This is a genomic window from Paenibacillus sp. N3.4 (assembly GCF_008017805.1).
GTDB lineage: Bacteria > Bacillota > Bacilli > Paenibacillales > NBRC-103111 > Paenibacillus_E.
In genome coordinates this window covers 77,891-97,449 of sequence record NZ_VRTT01000007.1, presented here as the reverse complement: position 1 = coordinate 97,449, position 19,559 = coordinate 77,891, and the positions used below count along the sequence as shown (strand labels likewise).

General features: G+C 45.6%; 17 protein-coding genes and 2 pseudogenes. All 19 read right to left on the bottom strand.

Annotation, left to right across the window (positions count from 1 at the left end):
- Positions 1 to 10 precede the first annotated feature (10 nt).
- Positions 11 to 961, bottom strand: a complete 951-nt coding sequence (locus FU659_RS06015) for an ABC transporter permease (RefSeq protein WP_147946721.1) — start codon at positions 959 to 961, stop codon at positions 11 to 13.
- Positions 962 to 1,298: 337 nt separating this feature from the next.
- Positions 1,299 to 2,357, bottom strand: coding sequence for a LacI family DNA-binding transcriptional regulator (locus FU659_RS06010; RefSeq protein ID WP_147946756.1), 1,059 nt, complete (start codon positions 2,355 to 2,357; stop codon positions 1,299 to 1,301).
- A 94-nt stretch (positions 2,358 to 2,451) separates the two neighbouring features.
- Positions 2,452 to 2,543, bottom strand: a pseudogene (locus FU659_RS06005) (5-deoxy-glucuronate isomerase); the annotation flags it as partial.
- 8 nt (positions 2,544 to 2,551) lie between these two features.
- Positions 2,552 to 3,537, bottom strand: a pseudogene (locus tag FU659_RS06000) (Gfo/Idh/MocA family protein).
- 12 nt (positions 3,538 to 3,549) lie between these two features.
- Positions 3,550 to 4,530: a Gfo/Idh/MocA family protein gene (locus FU659_RS05995; RefSeq protein ID WP_147946720.1), complete on the bottom strand. Its 981-nt coding sequence runs from the start codon at positions 4,528 to 4,530 to the stop codon at positions 3,550 to 3,552.
- A gap of 24 nt (positions 4,531 to 4,554) precedes the next feature.
- Complete coding sequence (locus tag FU659_RS05990) at positions 4,555 to 5,379, bottom strand: carbohydrate ABC transporter permease (protein WP_147946719.1); 825 nt, start codon at positions 5,377 to 5,379, stop codon at positions 4,555 to 4,557.
- A gap of 15 nt (positions 5,380 to 5,394) precedes the next feature.
- Entirely contained in the window at positions 5,395 to 6,297 is a 903-nt protein-coding gene (locus FU659_RS05985) for a carbohydrate ABC transporter permease (protein WP_147946718.1), read from the bottom strand.
- 150 nt (positions 6,298 to 6,447) lie between these two features.
- A complete protein-coding gene (locus FU659_RS05980; protein ID WP_147946717.1) occupies positions 6,448 to 7,737 on the bottom strand; it encodes an ABC transporter substrate-binding protein in 1,290 nt (429 codons plus the stop codon).
- 434 nt (positions 7,738 to 8,171) lie between these two features.
- Positions 8,172 to 8,342: a hypothetical protein gene (locus FU659_RS35165; RefSeq protein WP_187273929.1), complete on the bottom strand. Its 171-nt coding sequence runs from the start codon at positions 8,340 to 8,342 to the stop codon at positions 8,172 to 8,174.
- A 156-nt stretch (positions 8,343 to 8,498) separates the two neighbouring features.
- Entirely contained in the window at positions 8,499 to 8,660 is a 162-nt protein-coding gene (locus tag FU659_RS35160) for a hypothetical protein (protein ID WP_222708486.1), read from the bottom strand.
- 66 nt (positions 8,661 to 8,726) lie between these two features.
- Complete coding sequence (locus FU659_RS05970) at positions 8,727 to 8,906, bottom strand: hypothetical protein (RefSeq protein WP_147946716.1); 180 nt, start codon at positions 8,904 to 8,906, stop codon at positions 8,727 to 8,729.
- A gap of 1 nt (position 8,907) precedes the next feature.
- Entirely contained in the window at positions 8,908 to 10,119 is a 1,212-nt protein-coding gene (locus FU659_RS05965; protein ID WP_147946715.1) for a glycoside hydrolase family 36 protein, read from the bottom strand.
- Between the two features lie 155 nt (positions 10,120 to 10,274).
- A complete protein-coding gene (locus FU659_RS05960) occupies positions 10,275 to 10,538 on the bottom strand; it encodes a hypothetical protein (protein WP_147946714.1) in 264 nt (87 codons plus the stop codon).
- Positions 10,539 to 11,107: 569 nt separating this feature from the next.
- Entirely contained in the window at positions 11,108 to 11,521 is a 414-nt protein-coding gene (locus FU659_RS05955) for a LamG domain-containing protein (RefSeq protein WP_187273927.1), read from the bottom strand.
- A gap of 8 nt (positions 11,522 to 11,529) precedes the next feature.
- Positions 11,530 to 13,020: an Ig-like domain-containing protein gene (locus tag FU659_RS05950; RefSeq protein ID WP_147946712.1), complete on the bottom strand. Its 1,491-nt coding sequence runs from the start codon at positions 13,018 to 13,020 to the stop codon at positions 11,530 to 11,532.
- Entirely contained in the window at positions 13,014 to 15,617 is a 2,604-nt protein-coding gene (locus tag FU659_RS05945) for a fibronectin type III domain-containing protein (protein ID WP_222708485.1), read from the bottom strand. Before FU659_RS05945 ends, FU659_RS05950 begins: the two co-directional genes overlap by 7 nt.
- A gap of 38 nt (positions 15,618 to 15,655) precedes the next feature.
- Positions 15,656 to 17,263, bottom strand: coding sequence for a helix-turn-helix domain-containing protein (locus tag FU659_RS05940; protein WP_147946711.1), 1,608 nt, complete (start codon positions 17,261 to 17,263; stop codon positions 15,656 to 15,658).
- Positions 17,188 to 17,841, bottom strand: a complete 654-nt coding sequence (locus FU659_RS05935; RefSeq protein ID WP_222708484.1) for a cache domain-containing protein — start codon at positions 17,839 to 17,841, stop codon at positions 17,188 to 17,190. Before FU659_RS05935 ends, FU659_RS05940 begins: the two co-directional genes overlap by 76 nt.
- A 140-nt stretch (positions 17,842 to 17,981) precedes the next feature.
- A complete protein-coding gene (locus tag FU659_RS05930) occupies positions 17,982 to 19,541 on the bottom strand; it encodes a DUF3502 domain-containing protein (RefSeq protein ID WP_147946709.1) in 1,560 nt (519 codons plus the stop codon).
- Positions 19,542 to 19,559: the final 18 nt, after the last annotated feature.

Genomic DNA, 19,559 nt, shown 5'->3' with positions numbered 1-19,559 from the left:
TTCCCTTCGTCTAAAAAATGCCGGAATCATTGATCCGCTTAGCGATCTGATTCGCAACCAGCATCATCACAAGCCCGATTGCGCCCTTGATGACGTCAGCCGCAGCAGCAAGACTTAGGCTGAACTGCTCGATCCCTACGCGATAAATGTACGTATCCAGAATGTCACCCACCTCAAAAACCATCGGATTGTACAAGTTGATAACTTGATCCAGTCCGGCGCTCATGATATATCCAACTCTCAGGATGAAGATGACGATGATGGTTCCCGTAATACCCGGCAACGTAACGTGAAGGATTCGCTGAAACCTCGTGGCCCCATCCACGATAGCCGCTTCATACACCTCCGGATTTAGCCCGGCGATGGCGGCAATATAGATGATGGCCGCCCAGCCCATCTCCTTCATGGCATCCGTAACCACAAGGATGATTCGGAAATAAGATGGTTCAACGAGTAGGTAAGCTGGCTTACCGCCGAAGAACTCGATGATTTTGTTAATAATGCCAGTTTCGGGCGAAAGCAGCAGCGTGATAATTCCGCCGTATACGACCCACGATACGAACCTCGGCAGGTAAACGGCGGTTTGAAGCGATTTCTTGAACCAAGCCGTGCGGATTTCATTCAGTGCAAGCGCTAACAGGATCGGACAAACAAAACCGCTTATCATTTTGTACAAGCTAATGAGCAGCGTATTTTTGAAAGAATTTAGGAACATCTCCGATTCAAACAGCATTCGGAAATATTTGAACCCGACCCACTGACTTCCTGAGAAGCCCTGAATAGCATTGTAATCCATAAACGCAATGCTGATCCCGTAGAGGGGGAGGTAATCAAAAAGGAATACCCAAACCAATGCGGGAAACAACAGGATATATAAAAGTTTATATTTCCATATCCTCCTCATTTGTCTCATCAGTGGTGTTTCTCTCGTTTCGGTGATCTTGGCGGTCACCATCTCCATCTCTTTCTCCTCCTATCCTATCTCTAGCCACACCCACGAAGTAAGTGCTTACATTAGATAGCTTATCGGAAATCCGGGAGTAGGAAAACCGGAGCGAAGGACAATAATACAGGGGAAAAGTCTTATTCACAGTTCGTCTTTTTTCGAAAAGCCAGAGCCAGTCCAAGAGCAATCATGGCTAAAGCAACCAACAACCCCTTCTGTGGAAGTTTGGCCCAGCAAAGTGGTTCGTCTAGAATGCAATGCTGTTTTTGGTGTTCCTACTCTTCAAAGGCAGCTCAAAGGCATGAATGGGGCGAATGACGGCATGATAGTACGCCAAATAAGCTGGCCTCTATTAGTTAATAGAATCCAGCTTGTTTTTTTTGTCATTGGTAGCATGAGATTTATTTGGGGGTTTGGCTGTCGAATCCCTCACATAAAGCTCCGGAGGGAGAATCTTTCTGGGATTAGAAATTGTTTTTGTTTTTAACTGCTCGATTAATAGATCAACAGCCATCTTTCCCATCAATTCGGTTGGCTGCGAAACGGTGGTAAGTGGCGGATCAGTAACCGATGCCAGAATGGTGTTGTCAAAACCGACAATGGAAAGCTGCTTGGGTACCTTCAATCCCAGCTCTTTGGCAGCCTGAAGAGCACCGATAGCAAGCAAATCATTGCAGCAAAAAAGAGCGGTAGGTCTTTTCGTATTTTGCAAAATCTCTATCGCTTTACATTTGCCGTCTTTGACCAAGTCTTCTCTGCATGTTTGGATCCATGATTCTTGTAGTTCGATTCCTGCTTGAACCAACGTCTCACTGAACCCGCGGATTCTTTCCCGGCTGCTGCTTACCTTAGGATTCTCCGCCAAAACCGCCAAAGCTTTATGGCCTAGTTCTATAAGATGGCGGGCTGCAATAGCGCCACCTGAATAATCATCCACAAGCACAGTCTGTAAATCAAGACTCGGCATATCCCTTGCAATAAGTATGGTCGGAATCGACTTTTCAAATAATGGATTCAGTAGTTCCCTATTCTTTACCCCCGTACCGATAATGATTCCATCTACGCTTTTTTGTTGAAGCAGAGACAAATACCGTTCTACTTTCTCATCTTTATTATCGGTGCTGCAAATAACAAGACTATATCCGCGCTGATGCCCTTGATCCTCTACCGAACGCGCGATTTCCGCGAAAAATGGATTGGAGATATCAGGTACAAGCAGCCCTAACGTATATGTTTTTTTGCCCGTTAAAGCAGAAGCGATAACGCTTGGTTGATAATTTAGACGTTCCATAATCTGAATAATATCATTACGCCGCTCTTTACTGATTTTTCCTTTTCCATTAATAACCTGGGAAACGGCCGCAATCGAAACCCCTGCTTCACGAGCCACATCATAAATAGTTGTTTTCATCATAATTCCCCGCTTAATGTTCCTGCATATATAAGGAATGTACTCTTCTTTTCTATTATGATGTTACAAACACAATGATGCAAGGCAAGAAATACTATTCATGGGGCTTCTCCATGATCCAGGCATGCTCAGGATCGTTATGGAACTTCCATGTACGGTTGACCCCGCCATAACATTCAGATAGTAAACCTGCTCTATAGTCGTATAATTGTTCCTTGTTTTACAGATTCATAAGCAGATAGAGCAACGACTGTTGCTTTCTTTCCATCTTCACCCGTAACAGGAACCGGTTTATTTTCTTGAATAGCTGTAATAAATGCTTTTATCATACTTCCGTCCATGTCGTCACCCCAATAATGCCATTGTGCTTTCATGGTTTCATCGCTGTACACTTCATTTTTTTGAGCAAAACTATCCAGAGAAATCACGCCTTCGGTACCCACAATCTCCATGGTTACATCTCCCCAAGTAGGAAATGATCGAGTGCGAGACCAGCTTGGATCCAGCACGGCAACAACGCCATTATCATATTTCATATGCACCATACCGGCATCATCTATATCAATTTCATAGAATAGCGTATCAGCGTACGCATAAACCTCGGTAACCTTAGCATCGTTCATAAACCAATTCATTAAATCTGTCACATGCACCGTATGATCGAACACAGCGCCTCCACCAGACAACTTTTATCGATAAACCAATCTCCGGGCATTGTGCCTCTATTCGTACCCTTTATTGCGACAATCGTACCAATTTCTCCTCGATCAACCGCTTTTTTGGCTTCGATTACGGATGGAAGAAAGCGGCAAGGGAAAGCAGTCATCAACTGAACACCGTTAGACGCAGCTGTCTCGATCATAAGATCCATTTCTTCGAGGGAGAGTCCCAGCGGCTTTTCGCAGAGTACGTGTCTCCCGCTTTGTGCAGCTTCAATCGTTAGCTTGGCGTGGTGGGCATTCTCGGAGCAAATGATAACAGCATCCACATCGGAATTTAGCAATTCTTTATAATCGACATAGTAGGTCAGTCCGTATTTACTTACCACTTCCGCCACACGCTGCGTGTTTTCGTCGGCAATGCTGACTGAACTTACTTCTGGCAACTTTACTAGCTCTCTTAAATAAGCAAATGCATGGCTATGGGCAAAACTAATCATTCCTATTTTAATTGGTTTCATGCTATTTCCTCCTCACAAATGTACAGGCTGACCGATAATGGCTGATTGTATGGCGGCACGTGCAATTTCAACATTCTTACAAGCATCGTAAGGAGTCACTAATAACGGCTTATTCGTCTGTATGCATTCGATAAAATGCTTCAATTCCGCATAATAAGGATCGTGGTTAGATGGACTTAACGGAACGGCCACCTTGCCACCAGAAGATGTGGTCGTGCTTATGCGTTTATTCACATTCAATGAGTTAGCATCCTTACTGTCAAAACGGATTAACCCTTTATTTGCGGCAAATTCAACTGAGTATCGAAAGCTTCCCGGATATCCCCAGAATGCCTCTAGATTGGCAATCGATTTATTTTCAAATCGCAGCGTCACTAGTGCGTAATCCATCTCTTGATTTCGATAGTTTAAGGTGTAGACCGTCTTAACCTCTCCCATGGTCCATCTGAAAAAGTCGATATCATGAATCATAAGGTCCATGATGACACCGCCACTTGTTTCTAAATCATTATACCAATCACTTGCTTTGCCTGGGTGAGGTCCTACACGTTTGGAGTGAGCAACGCCAATTTTGCCGATTTCACCAGCATCGATTCGATTCTTGATGTCAGCGTAATTAGGAAAAAAACGAACTACATGGCCGATAAATAATTTTACTCCTTTGGATTCGCAAAAGGCTGTCATCTCTTCCGCATCGGATACTGTTAAAGCAATCGGCTTCTCGCAAAACACATGCTTTCCATATTCCGCTGCCTTGATTACGTATTCTTTGTGATACGGAGTTTGCAAAAGAACACACACTAAATCAGGATCAGCTTCCTCCATCATTTTTTCAAAAGAAGTGTAGGATGTCGTTCCATATAATGAAGCAATACGATCCGCAGCTTCAATCCTTACATCAAAAGCGCCTACGAAATCAACATCAGGAAGCTGCCCAATATTATTTGCATGTATCGCTCCCATATTTCCACAACCCACAATGGCAACTTTCATCTTCATATCCTCCTGAAATACTAATTATTTGGTACCGGTAAAAGAAATCCCTTCAACAAAATACTTTTGTGAAGCAATAAATAAAGCGATCATCGGCCACAGAGCTAATAGAGAACCCGCCATAAGAACAGGGAAATTGGTCCCAAACTGGCCTTGAAGTGAAGATAATCCGACCGATAATGTCATTTTCTCAGGACTACTATTCACAATCATCGGCCACATCAAGTCATTCCACGTTGCCAAGCATGTAAAGATGGCCACGGAAATAAGTCCCGATGACGTTAGGGGAAGCATAATGCGCCGGTAGATCTGGAAATGATTACAGCCATCGAGCTTAGCAGCCTCTTCCAGCTCATTAGGAAGCGTCATGAAAAATTGCCGTAGCAAAAACATACCAAATGCGCTAAATAAACCAGGTACGATTAACGCCTTTAAGGAATTCAACCAACCAAAATCTCGCATAATTAAAAACTGCGGCAACATGTACACTTGGCTCGGCACCATTAATACGGATAGACACAAAATGAAGATGATATTTTTAAAGGGAAACTCGATACGTGCAAAGGCATATGCCGATACGGAGCAAAATATGAGCTGTCCCACTGTTTTAACTATTGTAACGATGACCGTATTTGAGTAAAATTTCAGGAAAGGCAGCATGGTAGTTACATCTGAATAATTTTGCCAATTAGGCACCTTAGGAAATATAACAATCGGTATTTGCGTAGACTCTCCAAGCGTCTTGAGAGAAGTAAATATCATCCACAAAAAAGGGATCACCATAAATAAGGCACCTACGATAAGTAAAAGATGAACCATCCACAACGAATATCGTGACTTTGCTTTCATATAAAGGGCTACCTCCTATTCGTAATGAACCCATTTTTTTTGCAGTCTCATCTGAACGACAGTTACAACCAAAATAATAACAAACAACAATACAGCAATTCCCGCTGCGTAGCCTTTATCGCTCAAAATGAATGCTTGCTTATAGAATAGATAAACCAGCGACTGTGTGGCTGAAATGGATGCATTTTTCTCGCCGATCATCATCCAAATTAAATCGAAGACTTGGAATGCATTAATCAACGATATGATTGTCGCGAAAAAAATGGTCGGCGATAGAACCGGTAGGGTGATTCTAAAAAATTGCACGAAGGGATTGGCTCCGTCAATATCGGCAGCTTCATAGTATGATTTGGATATCCCCTGCAGTCCCGCCAGAAAAATGATCATGTTATAGCCAATGCTGCTCCAAATACCAACCATAATAAGGGAAAAAGGAGCAACATGCGGGTCGATGATCCAACCCGGGCCTTTAATAGAAAATATCGAAAGAAATTGGTTGATTAATCCATAGTCGGAATTATACATCCACCGCCAAACCATGGCGATTGCTGCCGGCATCGTCACCACCGGCAAGAAATATAGCGTACGGTAAAGAGATAGATAGCGGATTTTTTGATTAAGAAGAACGGCAATAAAAATAGAAAGCGCAATTCCAATCGGCACTGATATAAATGTATACTGGCTTGTATTCTTAAGAGCACTCCATATGTTTGGATCCTGTAACATCCTCTGATAATTGATCAACCCTGCCCACTTATAGGTCCCAAAGTCGCCCCATTTCGTGAAGCTGAAATAGATGGTTTGGATAATCGGCCACATAAAGAAAAAGGCAAGCCCCAACACATTCGGAGCAATCATCAAGAAGGCCCAAGAGACATCACTTTTTTTGTATCTGCCCCATTTATTTTTGACTTTCATTTTGATGTCCTCCTTGAAGATAGTGAAAAATACAACATGCAGTGTCCTTTCAAAAATGAGCTATTTGTGTGCTATAGCTTTAGTAAAGAATGCTACTGTCTTAGTATAAATTGGCTCTATCAGCCGATAGAGCCAATTTCATCTATCCTGCTATTCCTTAGAAAGAATGCTGTTCATTTTTGCCGCAGCTTGCTTGCCCGCTTCTTCAACTGTCATTTTCCCATACCATGCTTGTGTGAAAAATTCATTCTCAACATCAAGCCATTTGGCAGTGCTTTTCGAAACAGGGTAAGCCTTGGACTTTGGAATCATATCAATAAATGCACGCAAGTTGAAATTAGGCACTTTTTTAACCCAATCGTCTTGTGTACCGTTAAAGGCTGGAATAACCGCTCCGGATTGCGCAAAAAGCAGGGCAGCATCCTTGGAGCTAAGGAAGTTCAAAAATTCCCAAGCTTCATTCGGGTGTTTCGTTTCTGCATTGATAACATTGGCCACACCATGGATAACACTAGTATCGGACTTGCCTTTTGGAAGAACAGTGACATCCGCTTTATCCTTGGTGTAATCAATTTTTGCAAACTCGCCAACAATCCAGGAACCATCATAGATCATAGCAACTTTGCCAGACTCAAATAATTTCTCAGGTTGAGTTTCCGTCATTTGTGCCGCAGTCGGTGAAACGCCTTCTTTAATCATATCCGTCCAGAATTTCAAACCTTCAATAGCTTCCGGTTTGTCATAACCAGATGTTTTTTTATCATCGGAAATTACAAATCCGTTATTTTGCAGGATGGTATTATAGAATCCTTGTTGATTAGCCATAGGAGCTGCAATTCCCCATACCCCTTTTGCCGGATCAGTCAGTTTTTTGGCAGCATCGCGAAGCTTGTTCCAGTCCCAAGATGCATCAGGAAAAGGAATATTCGCCGCTTTGAACAAATCTTTATTATACCATAATCCTACGGTTGAGAGTTCAAACGGAATACCATAAGATTTACCGCCGATTGTATACAGATCGGTTAAACCTTTAGGGAAATTACTAAGATCAACCTTGCTTTTGACAATCTGATCATCAAGTGGTTTGAGCAATTTATTTGAAGCGTATTTATTCACGTTTGGTCCGTTCATCCAAAATACATCCGTTAAACTATTGCCGACAGCAGCCGTTTCTAGTTTAGGCCAATATTGTTCCCACGGTGTCAGTTCAATCTTTACTTCGATATTAGGATGTGTTTCATTAAATTTCTTAATAATACTTTCCACGGCCGGCTGATAATTCTTATCCCATATACCATAAGAAATCGTTACTTTTTGAGCAGCGGCTGATGTGCTGGCGCTAGTTGCACCCGGAGCAGACGAGCTGCTGTTTGTACCGTTAGAACATGCTGCCAGAACCATCATCGATGCCAAAGTTATACCTACCAATTTCGTTTTCATCGTAAAGCCCCCTCTAGTAATTGATAAATTATTGTTGCCTATTTATAAATAGGAATCATGCCCATTGAACATCTATCCTCCTTTAATGGACATGAATATATAACGAAATTGACAGGAAATGTAACCGCTTTCTCAATGCGATTAAAAAAAGTTCTATCTAAAACTAATAACTCAACTTTCGCAAACCGCACTTCAACAACTGATGACATTATTTTTAGAGTTGACCGGTGCAAAAAACTTATGTCAACTCAAGAGTGGATGGCCGATTTGCCCCGAACATCAAGGGGTTATTCGGTAATTTATGCTGCGAAGTTGAGTTAATAAAAAGGAAAACATTTAAAGTCATTGAACAACTAGGTATAGCGCTTAACCCTATATAATTAATTGCTATACTTTTTTTGAGGTATAGCGCTTAATCTGATTCTAATTTTTTATTAATTGTTTGTCAAGAATTGTTTTTCCGTGCCGGCAATAAACGTATCGACCACCTTGCTTTGATCTGCTTTTCTCCATCCCGGCAAGCTTAACCCTTGCACCCCAATCCCTTCCGTACTGAACCAACGAATAAATTTGTAAGCAGATGGGACAAGGCTTGCCTGACCCATCCTAAATGCTCTCCTCCTACTTTTGGAGGGAGATTTTTTATTTGAACCACATTGTATCCAAGACTCCAGCCCTCTTCCCGGCACGACGCTGTGAGTGTAGCCGTCAGCTCCATTGAATTCACGTAACGTTTCACCTTGAGCACAATTGATAAAATTCTACTTGATGCCGCTCACGATGTCGAAGCCATTTATAAGTCGCTTGAGCACCAACATATGGAACCCTTCATCGATCTTAATAACCGTTTCTAAGAAGAACACGAGCACCGATTCGGACATGCAGATCTCACCAAGCGGTGTACCCATTTGTCCCATCGGCAAAGAGATGAAGCCCCATGGGTACGATAACACCCAGAACCGACACAAATGGCGCTTACAGGAATAGGATCAGTTAGTGGCTGCATCATGGTTTTCCTTAGGTAATCCGCCTATTATCAGGGTGGCGATACCGGCAGGCGGTATCGGGAGAAGATGAATACCTGGGCTCAATTGTAGTTCCAGCCGCTGTATGACTTGACCCATGCAGTCTTTGATCTCCACTTCACGGCTGCCACCGTCTCTATCCAATTCAATCAAGAACCCGGCGACCCGCGTTCCGTTGACAAGGATGACCTTGCCGGCAATCCCGTTCCAGTGTCACGACTGTGCGTTGATAGACGGCGGCAATCAGCTTCTGCGCATCGCTTGCCACAATGAGCGGATACAGCAATTCGGGATGATGCGGTTCGAGATAGCCATCTAGAAGTACATCCCGATGCTCGCTCCAGAACGCAAGCCAAAAGGTAACCATCCCCAGATGCTGGGTCGGCAGCCTGTCAAGCAAAACGGAAATTTGCGGCACCGCAAACAGAACGTTGATGATTTGCAGCGCTGCACTTTCCGGCGGTTCTTCCGGGTGCCACATCAGCATATCGGCATGGGCTGCCGTATCACCGCATAGCAGTCGGATATCGATGGTCCGCACCCGATTCTCAATGGCATCGTTCGGGCAATCCGCTGCCCGGAACATATTGCCGTATTTGCGCATGCGTGGGCCCACGTAGCTTTGACGGAATTCAATCATCACATCCGGCTTGAGTTTGCGAAGCCGATGCACAATATCGGTCATCAACCTGTCCACCGCTTCGGGAACAGACACATAGTCTCGACCACTATTGCCTTCGCCTTCCTGCTGCTGATCTCCGTCTAGGTAGAAACTATCGACGAAGTCCAACTTGAAACCGTCCAAGTTCCAGTCACGAATAGCCGTTTCATATAGGCTGATTAAGTACTCCCTCACTTCGGGAAAACGCGGGTCAACTACTCCCCAACCACGCGATTCTATCGTGTATAACATCTTATCACTGAAACGATGCCACGCTTTGCTCATTTTTCCTACGTAAGGGACAGAATACCAGAGTATATAGGTCATCCCCAGAGCATGTACCCGCTCCACATGAGCCCTCATATCCGTTATTTTATCCTTGCATACTTCCCAGTCGCCACAATACGCGTACCCTCGGGCATTATTTGCCGTTTGCCAGCCATCGTCAACGATAATGGTCTCACAGCCGACCGCCTTCGCCAATCGGCACTGTTCTTCAATAGCCTCTGGTACTAGCTGCTGATGAAAGCTGTACCAAGTCGAGTACATCGGCTCTCGCGCAGACGCAGGAACCGGCGAAGGTACTGTCTCTGGCAGATGGCTCCACCATTGCTGTACTTGGTTCAGGCTTTCATAATACGCCAGATCGCGCAGATCGACCCGCAGCGTCGCTTCATAGCTAGAGAGCGGAGACATAGGTTCCTCAAATAAGGTAACCGAGCAGTGAAATACCGCTGTTTCTTCATGTACGCCAGCTTTGCAAACAACGGCATTCAGCGTATCCGAGAACGCAAATGTCGTCCTGTTCCGGCCAGCGCTGTTAAACAGGCAGACGACCGGCGCTGAGTTGGTTAGCTTGCTCGTATAGCCTGCCGCCCAGTCCGGCGATAGCCCGCGGTTGCGGTATCCGTTCGGGTGCCAGACGCCGTGAATATCGATAATCGGCTGCTCCCATAACAGCCGGACGACTGGCGCCTTACAGGCTGTTCCGCGTTCAGGCGAATATGGACGAGTTCGATTCCGTCTTCAGGCGTTTCTACGACAATCTCCGCTTGAAGCTTGTCTCCTCCGCCCGTCAATTGATAGCGATGACTTCTTTGATGTATGGTTTGCATGTCGTATACCCCCAATGTGTCCGCTTACATCCCTCTCCAAAAAGGGTCCGTCTCGTAACCTTACCTCATTGCACCCAAGGTGGGAACAGGGATGAAAGACTATCTTACAGGGGAAAAGTCTCAATCTGAACCTCTCCCCTTTTATGAAAGGACTCCATTTTTTTACTACTCAGCACCCATAAAGCTAAATTCAACCACTTTAGACGATTCCAGCGACTGGAAGACAGGATATTTCTGCGAAAATGCAGGCTTTTTCAATCAAATCGTCTGAAAAGAGGAATTAACTGCGATTACGCAGGTTTTTGAAGCGTTTCTCTCCTAAAACGAGCAATGAGACCCAAATTCATGCTCTTTTGCAGGAATATCCGATTCATGAGTATTCTTCGAAAAAAAGATGCCTATTTGCAGGTTTCCTACAATCGCAGTCCACTTTTCACTTGGAAACTGTGAACAACAGTAAAGAGCGACCCGACTACAGCGTTTCACCTAACTTACCTTCAATGTGCATCTCACGAGGAACTGTTCTTTTACTTTAGGATATTCCCGCAAAAGACAATCACCAAACAGTCTTAAGGAAGTAGATTAACAATCGGTTTAACGGCCACATTCTTGACATTCATGGAAACCGGTGTGCCCACACTTTTCAGGGAGAACCCGATCCCGCCTGCTGTTAATGAGGTATCGGTAAATGTCGCAACCAACGTCCCATCGATGGTTAGCTTATATACTGATCCATTGACTTCAATCTGGTATTGATGCCAATCCGTCAAATTGAACCCCGGTAGGACGGCACCGATATCGACCATTGTCCCAACCTGCTCATTAACAGATGAATTTGGATATTTCCATAATTCTAGAAACTTGGCATTTTTAAATTCCAGGAAATAATATCCGGTGCTGGAGGCATACCGGAACATCGTGCGGAAACGGTCTCCTTTTGCGGTGAAAGTCAAATTGTAGTTCGAAGTGCTATATGGAAGCATAGTTGGCTTTACGACCGCACGTTGAGGAAATGTTGCTGTTGTCGTACCCGCCAGCTGTGCTGCGGTCCCGCTGCCTTGAATTTGCCATCCGTGCTGCCGAACAAATCCCAGTTCCCCAGTCCTCCGACAAAGCTGTCCTCAAATAATGGTTCCAGCGTTACCGTTACCACACAAGCAGCTGACTTGAAGCCGTCTTCCGTTAATACGCTAATAACCGCTGTTCCGGGTGTTGCTGCAGTCACTTTGCCATGGGTGTCGACTGTCGCCACAGACGGGTTATTCGAACTCCACGTCACCGTTCTGTTCGTTGCTTCTGCCGGTAGAACCGTTGCGATCAAATCCGCGGTCGTTCCTGCCGCCAAAGAAAGCGTTCCTTTATTTATTGTAACGCCAGTTACAGGACGAACACCTTGTGCTGCAACCAACTCGACATCATCAAACCAAGCCGTTCCTGTTCCTTTAAGCCTCAAATCAAGCCTTATTTTCGCCGCATCGGCCGGTGCCGTCGCCGTTGCTTCGATTGGGGTCCAATTGTTTGTTCCTTTCAAATTACCAGACAAATATGTACTGCCGGTAACCGTAGTTCCGTCGCTCTTATAGTAAGTTATTCCTAAGTGGGCTCCGTCGACTGCGTTGACATTTTCGCTCTTAACCCATGCTTTGAGCGTATAAGCAGTTCCAGGATTGACACCAATCAGGCTGCTGTCTGCCAAACTCCATCCGCCATAATCGCCAGAGGCTGCGTTTGCGATTTTTACAGAATGACCGTACGTCCTTGACGTAACGGTGTCCCATGTTCGTATAGGGGTTCCTCCCCAAACGCTGTCCGCCCAGTTATCAGGGCTTGTTGCTCCATTCTCAAAGCTGTTGTTTGGCACAATCATGGAATTATTTTGTTTGGTGATCGTCCAATTGGCGAAGTTGTAGGTCAATACTTCACCGCCCTGAGTGGCAGTAAATAAATTAGCGTTCTGATCTTGCTGAAGCCAAGGCGTATCAAAAAGTTTGAAAGCCGAATAGTTGATGGAATTGCCATTTATTTTGTGCGTATTGTTATAGGCGTCTGCCGCTTCATCATAGGTAATGTCCATCGAATCTCCGCTTAAGCTTTTATAGATCAGGCGCGGATTCGCGTCATCGATATGAGAGCTGTCTATCGTCGTATTCGTCAAAATCGCGTTCTTGAAGCTGGCAAAGTCCGCATACTCCAAGGCATCCGCGGTTTCAAGCACCCACCCGTTCTTGTCAGCCTGACTGCGCAAAATATTGTAACTATACGAAAGCTGATTTGTCGGATGCAGCTTCGTTGTAGTCTTCACTTTATTCGACGGATCTGTAGGCGTCTGGTAATACCAGGTGTAAGGCTTTATCATCTTAAAGGCAAAATACATCGGACCGGCATTGTTAAAGACCCATCCAGACTGTTCCTCTCGAGTGATAATCGAGCCCGTGTCCGGGAACATAGCATTCAGATAATTCGAGCTGGGGCTATTTAACAATTTATATACACCAACGGCTGCCAATTATCGACCCGATTGTAGGTCACTTCCGTGGCAAGGCCCCAAGTCGGCTTAACAAACGCCTGGCGGTACGTTTTCAAATTGCGTCCGCTCGAATTTTGCAGATTCGTCTTGCGCGAGGTGTAGCTTTTGTCACCGGATTGCCCGATTCGGATGGCCATTTCTGGCGGTGTATAATTCATTCCACGATAGAGAACCATGCCCAAATACTCCAGATAAGGGCGGTACGCGGAAGGAACCAGAGCATCCGTTTCGCCGATCCCTTCTTGCGCGCGATTGCCGCCGAAATACATCCAGGATAGCGCCGTATGATCGGCTCCTCTCCATGTCAGATCGCTCGCCGAGACCGAATCGCCTTTGGCCCTGTTCGAGGTGGAGATGAAGGTGCCATCTATCCAGTCATTGGCCCATTCAAACCACATGACATCCATCGCCATTTTTAATTTCTGCTTAAAATCGGGTTCATCGGTATACTGATATAACGCATTCAGACAGAAGTAAGTCATAAACGTATATTCCGGGCTTTCATACTCCGCCCATCCATAACGAACCCCAGCACTGAGCATCTCTTCAATATTCGCTCTGTTCTCGCTTTTGAGTACCGCTCCGGATTTGCCATTCAAATCCTGAAGATCAGGGAAAGACTGGCCTACCAAATAGCCTGCCGTATAATTGCTCATCCGGAGGTTTTCCGTTTGCGGCAGCTTTGCATACGCATATTGCGAGAAATACGCTTTGACATGGTCGATCATCGTACTGTTGAATTGATTGCCAACCATCAGGTAGGCGTACATTTTGGAAACCGTCTTATACTGCTCGGCATCATAAGCTTGAAACATCTTATCAATTTTCTGCAGATTTCCGGCTACGTTCTGCCCATCAACAATTTGGGCAACATACTGGACGATATTCAGCTGCAGACCCATCTCCGACATCGTTTTTGTTTTGTCCCACAGCCACTGTTTTCTACTTTCAATCGTACCCGGAAAAGGCGAGTTTGTGCTTTCAGCTGGTGGGACTTCGCCGATGCTCACTTGGTCGAATTCCGCTGAGGCGAGCTTGCCGGTATTGTGACTCGTCACCGCGAGGCCGAAGTACACCGTCTCTGGCAGAGTCACCACCTCTTTCTTAATCAGCGTCCAGTTGATACCGTCACTGGAATCATACGCACTGATCACGTTGTCCTTCCGGACCAGCTTCACCCAATACGGCGGCCCTGCTTGCGTTCCGGCCGTCGAGGTGGAGGCCCCGCCCGCTTGAAGCCGATCCTGGAAATAGGCCCCGCCAGCAGGCGTCAGCGCCATCATCACATTAGGCGACTGCTCCGACATGCTCGCGCGGATCATAACCCCCGCTTTCGTCCAGGTTACGCCGTTCTCCATACCATAGACGCGCGCCACAACCTGCCCGTTCCCCGTCCAAGGCTGATAGACATAATGGAACGCATCCTCTGTGCCAAAAATGTCGCTTCCGGAACCCTGCACTTTGATTCGACCTGTAACGGGGTTGTAGCTTGCGCTGCCCGCAGGCTTCACATTCCCGATATCGCGATCTCCAAGCGGTTCAGGCAAACCGCCGACAGACGGATCTGTCGTAACTGCTACTTCATTACTAGCTGCAGATAAGTTGCCCGCTGCATCTCTCGCCTTCACCGAATAGTGATATGTCGTGTTTGGCGACAAACCGACTACAGTGTATGTCGTATTGACACCGCTTACATTATCAACTATAAGACCATCCCGATAAATGTCATATCTCGTAACGCCCACATTATCCGTCGATGCCGTCCAAGACAGATTGACACTCGTATCCGTCTTCCCAGCGAGCGTTAAATTGGAAGGCACTGTAGGCGCCTCGGTATCCAGCGTTTGCTGGCTCTTCACTTCGGAAATCTCCAAATCGTCGATGACGTAGGCTTCGTCCGTGCCGCCGGTATCGACGCGCACCGAGAAAGTCAGCTTGATGCTCGTAATATTGCGCTGACCCCCATTCGGGGACACCTTGAATCGATAGCTGGCAATATCGCTGTCATTCACTGTCTTCAACACATCCGGCACGCTATTCAGGTAGGCCGCCGTTCCCGTAATGCTCGGCATATCCGCCGGGAAGCGAGGAACCAGGATATTGGTGTATGGAGCGAATTGGATCTGGGCATAAATGTCCTTGGCTACAGGCTTATCGCTTGCAGCGCTGCGCATGAGCTTGTAGGCAAAGACAAATTCAACGGGAGGACTCCCTACCGGCATATTATAAATTTCATTAATACGGTCCTTGAGTCTGCCGCTGTTCAATTGATAATAAAAAGCGCTGGATAAATTCGTTCCGAGCGAAGCGTCGCGAAACTCAACCGCGTTGTTGCCATTCATCTTCACAATCCTTTGCGATCCCCCGGTCGAGATATTATCTAACGTAAACGGGCTTGTTCCCCCGTCAAAGTGCGTATCCATATCCGCCGCCAATAAGTTATCCAATGTGTATGGCTCGCTTTCCGCTGCGATAAAGACAGGCAGATTACACAACGCAAGCACCCATATCAGTAACAAACAGATGAATCTCTTGCTTTTCCCCATCATCATAAAACCTCCTTCATTCTCAATTCAGTAAATTCGGATGATTAGTCGTTATTTTGCTCCCTGTACTGATTAGGCGTTAAGCCCGTGTACTTTTTGAATGAAGTGAAAAATGTCGTTTTTGACTGGAAGCCCGATCGTTCCGCGATATTAAGTACCGGCAAATCCGTCGAGACCAGCAGCTTTTTGGCTTGCTCGAGCCGCTCCTGATGAATGAAATCAGACAGCGTAACGAGATACGTTTCTTTGAAAACCAGGCGAACATAACTGACGGAAAGCACTAAATAATCCGCAATGCCTTCCAAGGTCAGCATAGGGTCATGAAGGTGCTGTTTGACATAGTCAAATATTTCCGAAGCCAGCTCTTCCTTCCGGTTGGAAGCAGAATGCTTGAGCGCAACGCTGTCGATAATGGTGACAAACTGTCTGTAAATCCACTCCTTTACATCCAGTAAGGTATCAAATTTCTGAAGAAGCAAATCTACCCCGCCTGGTTCCTGGTCGGCCATAACTTTATTAAACGCTTTAAAAATGTAGAACAGCAGCAGCTTCAATTGGAACTGACACTCCAAATAAGTCAGGTTCTGCAGCTTGGCGAATAGCGCGTCTAACTGCTCGCGCACTTTTTCCTTCTGCGCTTTACGCACAGATTGAATCAGCTCTTGTACCAGCTTTTCATCAAAGTCGGGCTGCTGTTCTGACCAATAATCACCTAAATCATCTTCTACATACACTTTATCCTGCTCATTGAAAAATCGCAGCAAGGTCAGGTCGTACGTTCGGTCATAGACGCTGCGCATGTTGCTATGCACGGAAGTTCGTCCGCTTAGCGCTACGGTAACATGGAATTGCAGCCAATTTCCGACCTCTTCCCTTGCTTCGTATAAAGCCTGCACAGGATTTATTTCCTGTGTACCGCCGCCGATCATCACTACCAGATGGTCACTGCCCAGATCAACCGCTTCGGACACGAAGCCATGTTTCTCCAGAACCTCTCCCGCTATATTTCCCATGGCGTAGATGAGCAGTTTTCTGGAGGCGTACGAATACCGGTCCGAGAACGCCTGAAAGCGATTGATGCGCATGACAGCCAGATAGATGTCCGACACCAGCAGCGTCTGCAACCGAGTGCTCCCGCTTTCCGCAAAAGCCTCATTGTATGTGCCCTGGAGCAGCCACTGCCGCATAAATTCGTTTTTGATCACCTCCTGATGATTGCGAATCACATTGTTCATCACTTCCATCGATTTAACCATATGATCCAAGCCCGATTTGATAATAGTGAACTCACTATGCCATTTATTCTCTACAGCAGGCAAAGCAGAGGCGACAGTTTTCTTCATATGGGTAGCCAACTGGCTGAACGGCTTGAAATGCCGGCGTGAGTTCCAATAAGTCAGCGCAGACAGCAGGATGAGCAGAAATAAACACATCCCTAGAATCTCCAGCTCTATCCGGTCAATATTTTTACTGATATCCTTCAATTTGACCGTTGAGTAGAGCGTCCAATCTTCCACGTTAAACGCGTGGGCATGAATCAGATACACATTATGGTTCAGATATAATTGATGGTTTTTTATATCCGGCTGGAGCAAATGCTTGGCATCGAATGCGTCGGAGCCGCCAAGAATGACGTGCTGATCCCCGTCCAAATCATAATACTGGCCGTAGCATCATTCAGATTTTGCAGCAAATACTTTTCCAGCAAGCTTTTGTTAAGCAAGATAACGACATATCCCTGGCTGGCGACTTTCGAACGATTCGATGGAACCGTTAACGCCAAGTAGGATTCGTTTGCCAATTTATGATCGAAAAACCTGAGCATCGACGGAGGACTGTCGCTAACGCGGTTCAGCATAGCCTGATCCTCAAAATCTGCGAATGTATGAATCCCATCCTTCGAATTGATAACCTGCCTCGTCTTCATGTTCACCAAGTAAGTCGAGGCAATAAATGACTGCAAGCTCATATATTTGGAAACGGACTTAAAAGCCGCTGCCGTAGATAAGGGCTCGCTTTGATCAGACATTAACCAATTTGTGATCTCCGGGTCCTGGTAAATATTCAAAGCATAGGAACGAAGGTGATCAAGCTGATACTCAAAGCCCTGGCTCAAGCTGCTCGTCTTCGTTGCCATCAATTGATTGATATCCTCATAAGCCTGTTTGGAATATTGCTGCCTTAATAAATAGGAGAACAACAAGATGATAACCGTAAATAATAGGCCCATATTCAAAAAATTTCGAAGGTATGTTTTTTCTGGCAGTAATCGCAGCATCTGAACTCCCCTTCATCGTTTCTTGTCCCTATTTATTAAAGCACAAATATCCGCATCTGTGAGGTTCGATTATTGTTTATGAGGTTTGGATTTTACTTCTTGGCAAGAAAAGCATCAATTTGCTTCTGTTCTTCGAGTTGAATTTTCTTGGCTAAAGGTGACGCTTCTGCCTTAAATTTGGCCCAATAAGACTCAGGATCGACGACACCGTTAAATAAAGCGGAATAGTATTTAGCCTCGATGCTGGTATACTGGGAAATCTCATTGCTAACCGGCGCATTGTTGAAAGTAAAACCTGACAGCTTATCGATCGTGAAATTGCTTGCATCCGCTGTCCACTTATTCAGCTTCTTGGTCTCCTCATCCTGGCTGGCATCCTGTCGGTCTGTTGTCGGATTCCAAATCCATACGTAAGGAAACCATTTGTAACCGTCACCCTTGAACGTATACTGGTCGTCCCCAACTGCTTCCCAGTTCTTATCCTTGATCCCGTACACTAATAAATCATAATTGTCCTTCTGGTTTGCCCAATCCAGGAATTGAATGGCCCGATCCTTGTGCTTGCTCACGACAGGAACCGATATGAAATTATATTGCAGCGAGTTCGTCAGCACAGCGCCTTTATTCAAATTCATGAAGGTAACCGCTTCAAATTCCGCTTTGGGATTTCCGCTTTTCAATTCTTTCTGAATATCGTCCTTCACGCCAAAATCATTACTGGCAATGATCGCAGCTTTGCCCTGCTTGGCTGGCTCCATGATATCTTTGATAGCAAGCACATCCGGACTGATGATCTTATCTTGGTACAGCTTGCGGGCATTTTGAATCCATGACCAAACCATCGGGTCCATTTCATCAAATAGATTATACACTTTACCATCGTTATTTTTTATGTACAACGTAAGGGACTCGGAGAGGGCAGGGCTTGGTTGAATATTCGCTTTATTATCCGCCCAATAATGACGAAATGCCCCCTCTGACAAGCCTTTATTCACATCTTGACCTGCCGGAACCAATGGAGTGATGTTCGGCACCTTCTCTTTTACAGCATAGGCAAATTTAATCAAGTCCTCATAGGTTTTGATAGGTGCAATGCCCAACTGTTCGCGAAGATCTTTCCTCAAATAGTAAACACGTCCCTGAACAAAGGAGTTGCCGTTAGGAATTCCCATGATTTTACCATCGAATTTGTTAGCATCCCACATTTGCTGCGGACGGTTCTTGAGAATGTTCGGCCCATACTGCTTGAGGAGATCATCGAGCGGTTCATAGCTGCCTGCCGCGATCTGCTGCGTCAGATGCAGCCACGGCGCATCAAAGATCAAATCGATGTTCTCACCAGAAGATAGCGTAACTTGTGTTTTCTGAGCCAGATCGGCCCATGGCACGAAGACAACGTCCAATTTCACGTTTAGGGAGTTGGCCATTCTTTTTTCCGCCTCTTGGATCACGGCGTCGAAATCTTTGGGTCTGTCTCCGGGAACCATAATTTTGAGGGTGACGGGGTCAAGCTTCTTCGCTCCCACGGCATTTGTCGTACTGCCAGGCGCATTCGTACTAGCTGGCTCTGCATTTTTACTCGTACAGGCCACAAGCGCACTTGTCAGCATCACCATCGTTAAAGCGGTACCTGTCCATTTTCTCATTTTCATTGTTGCGACCTCCTATGT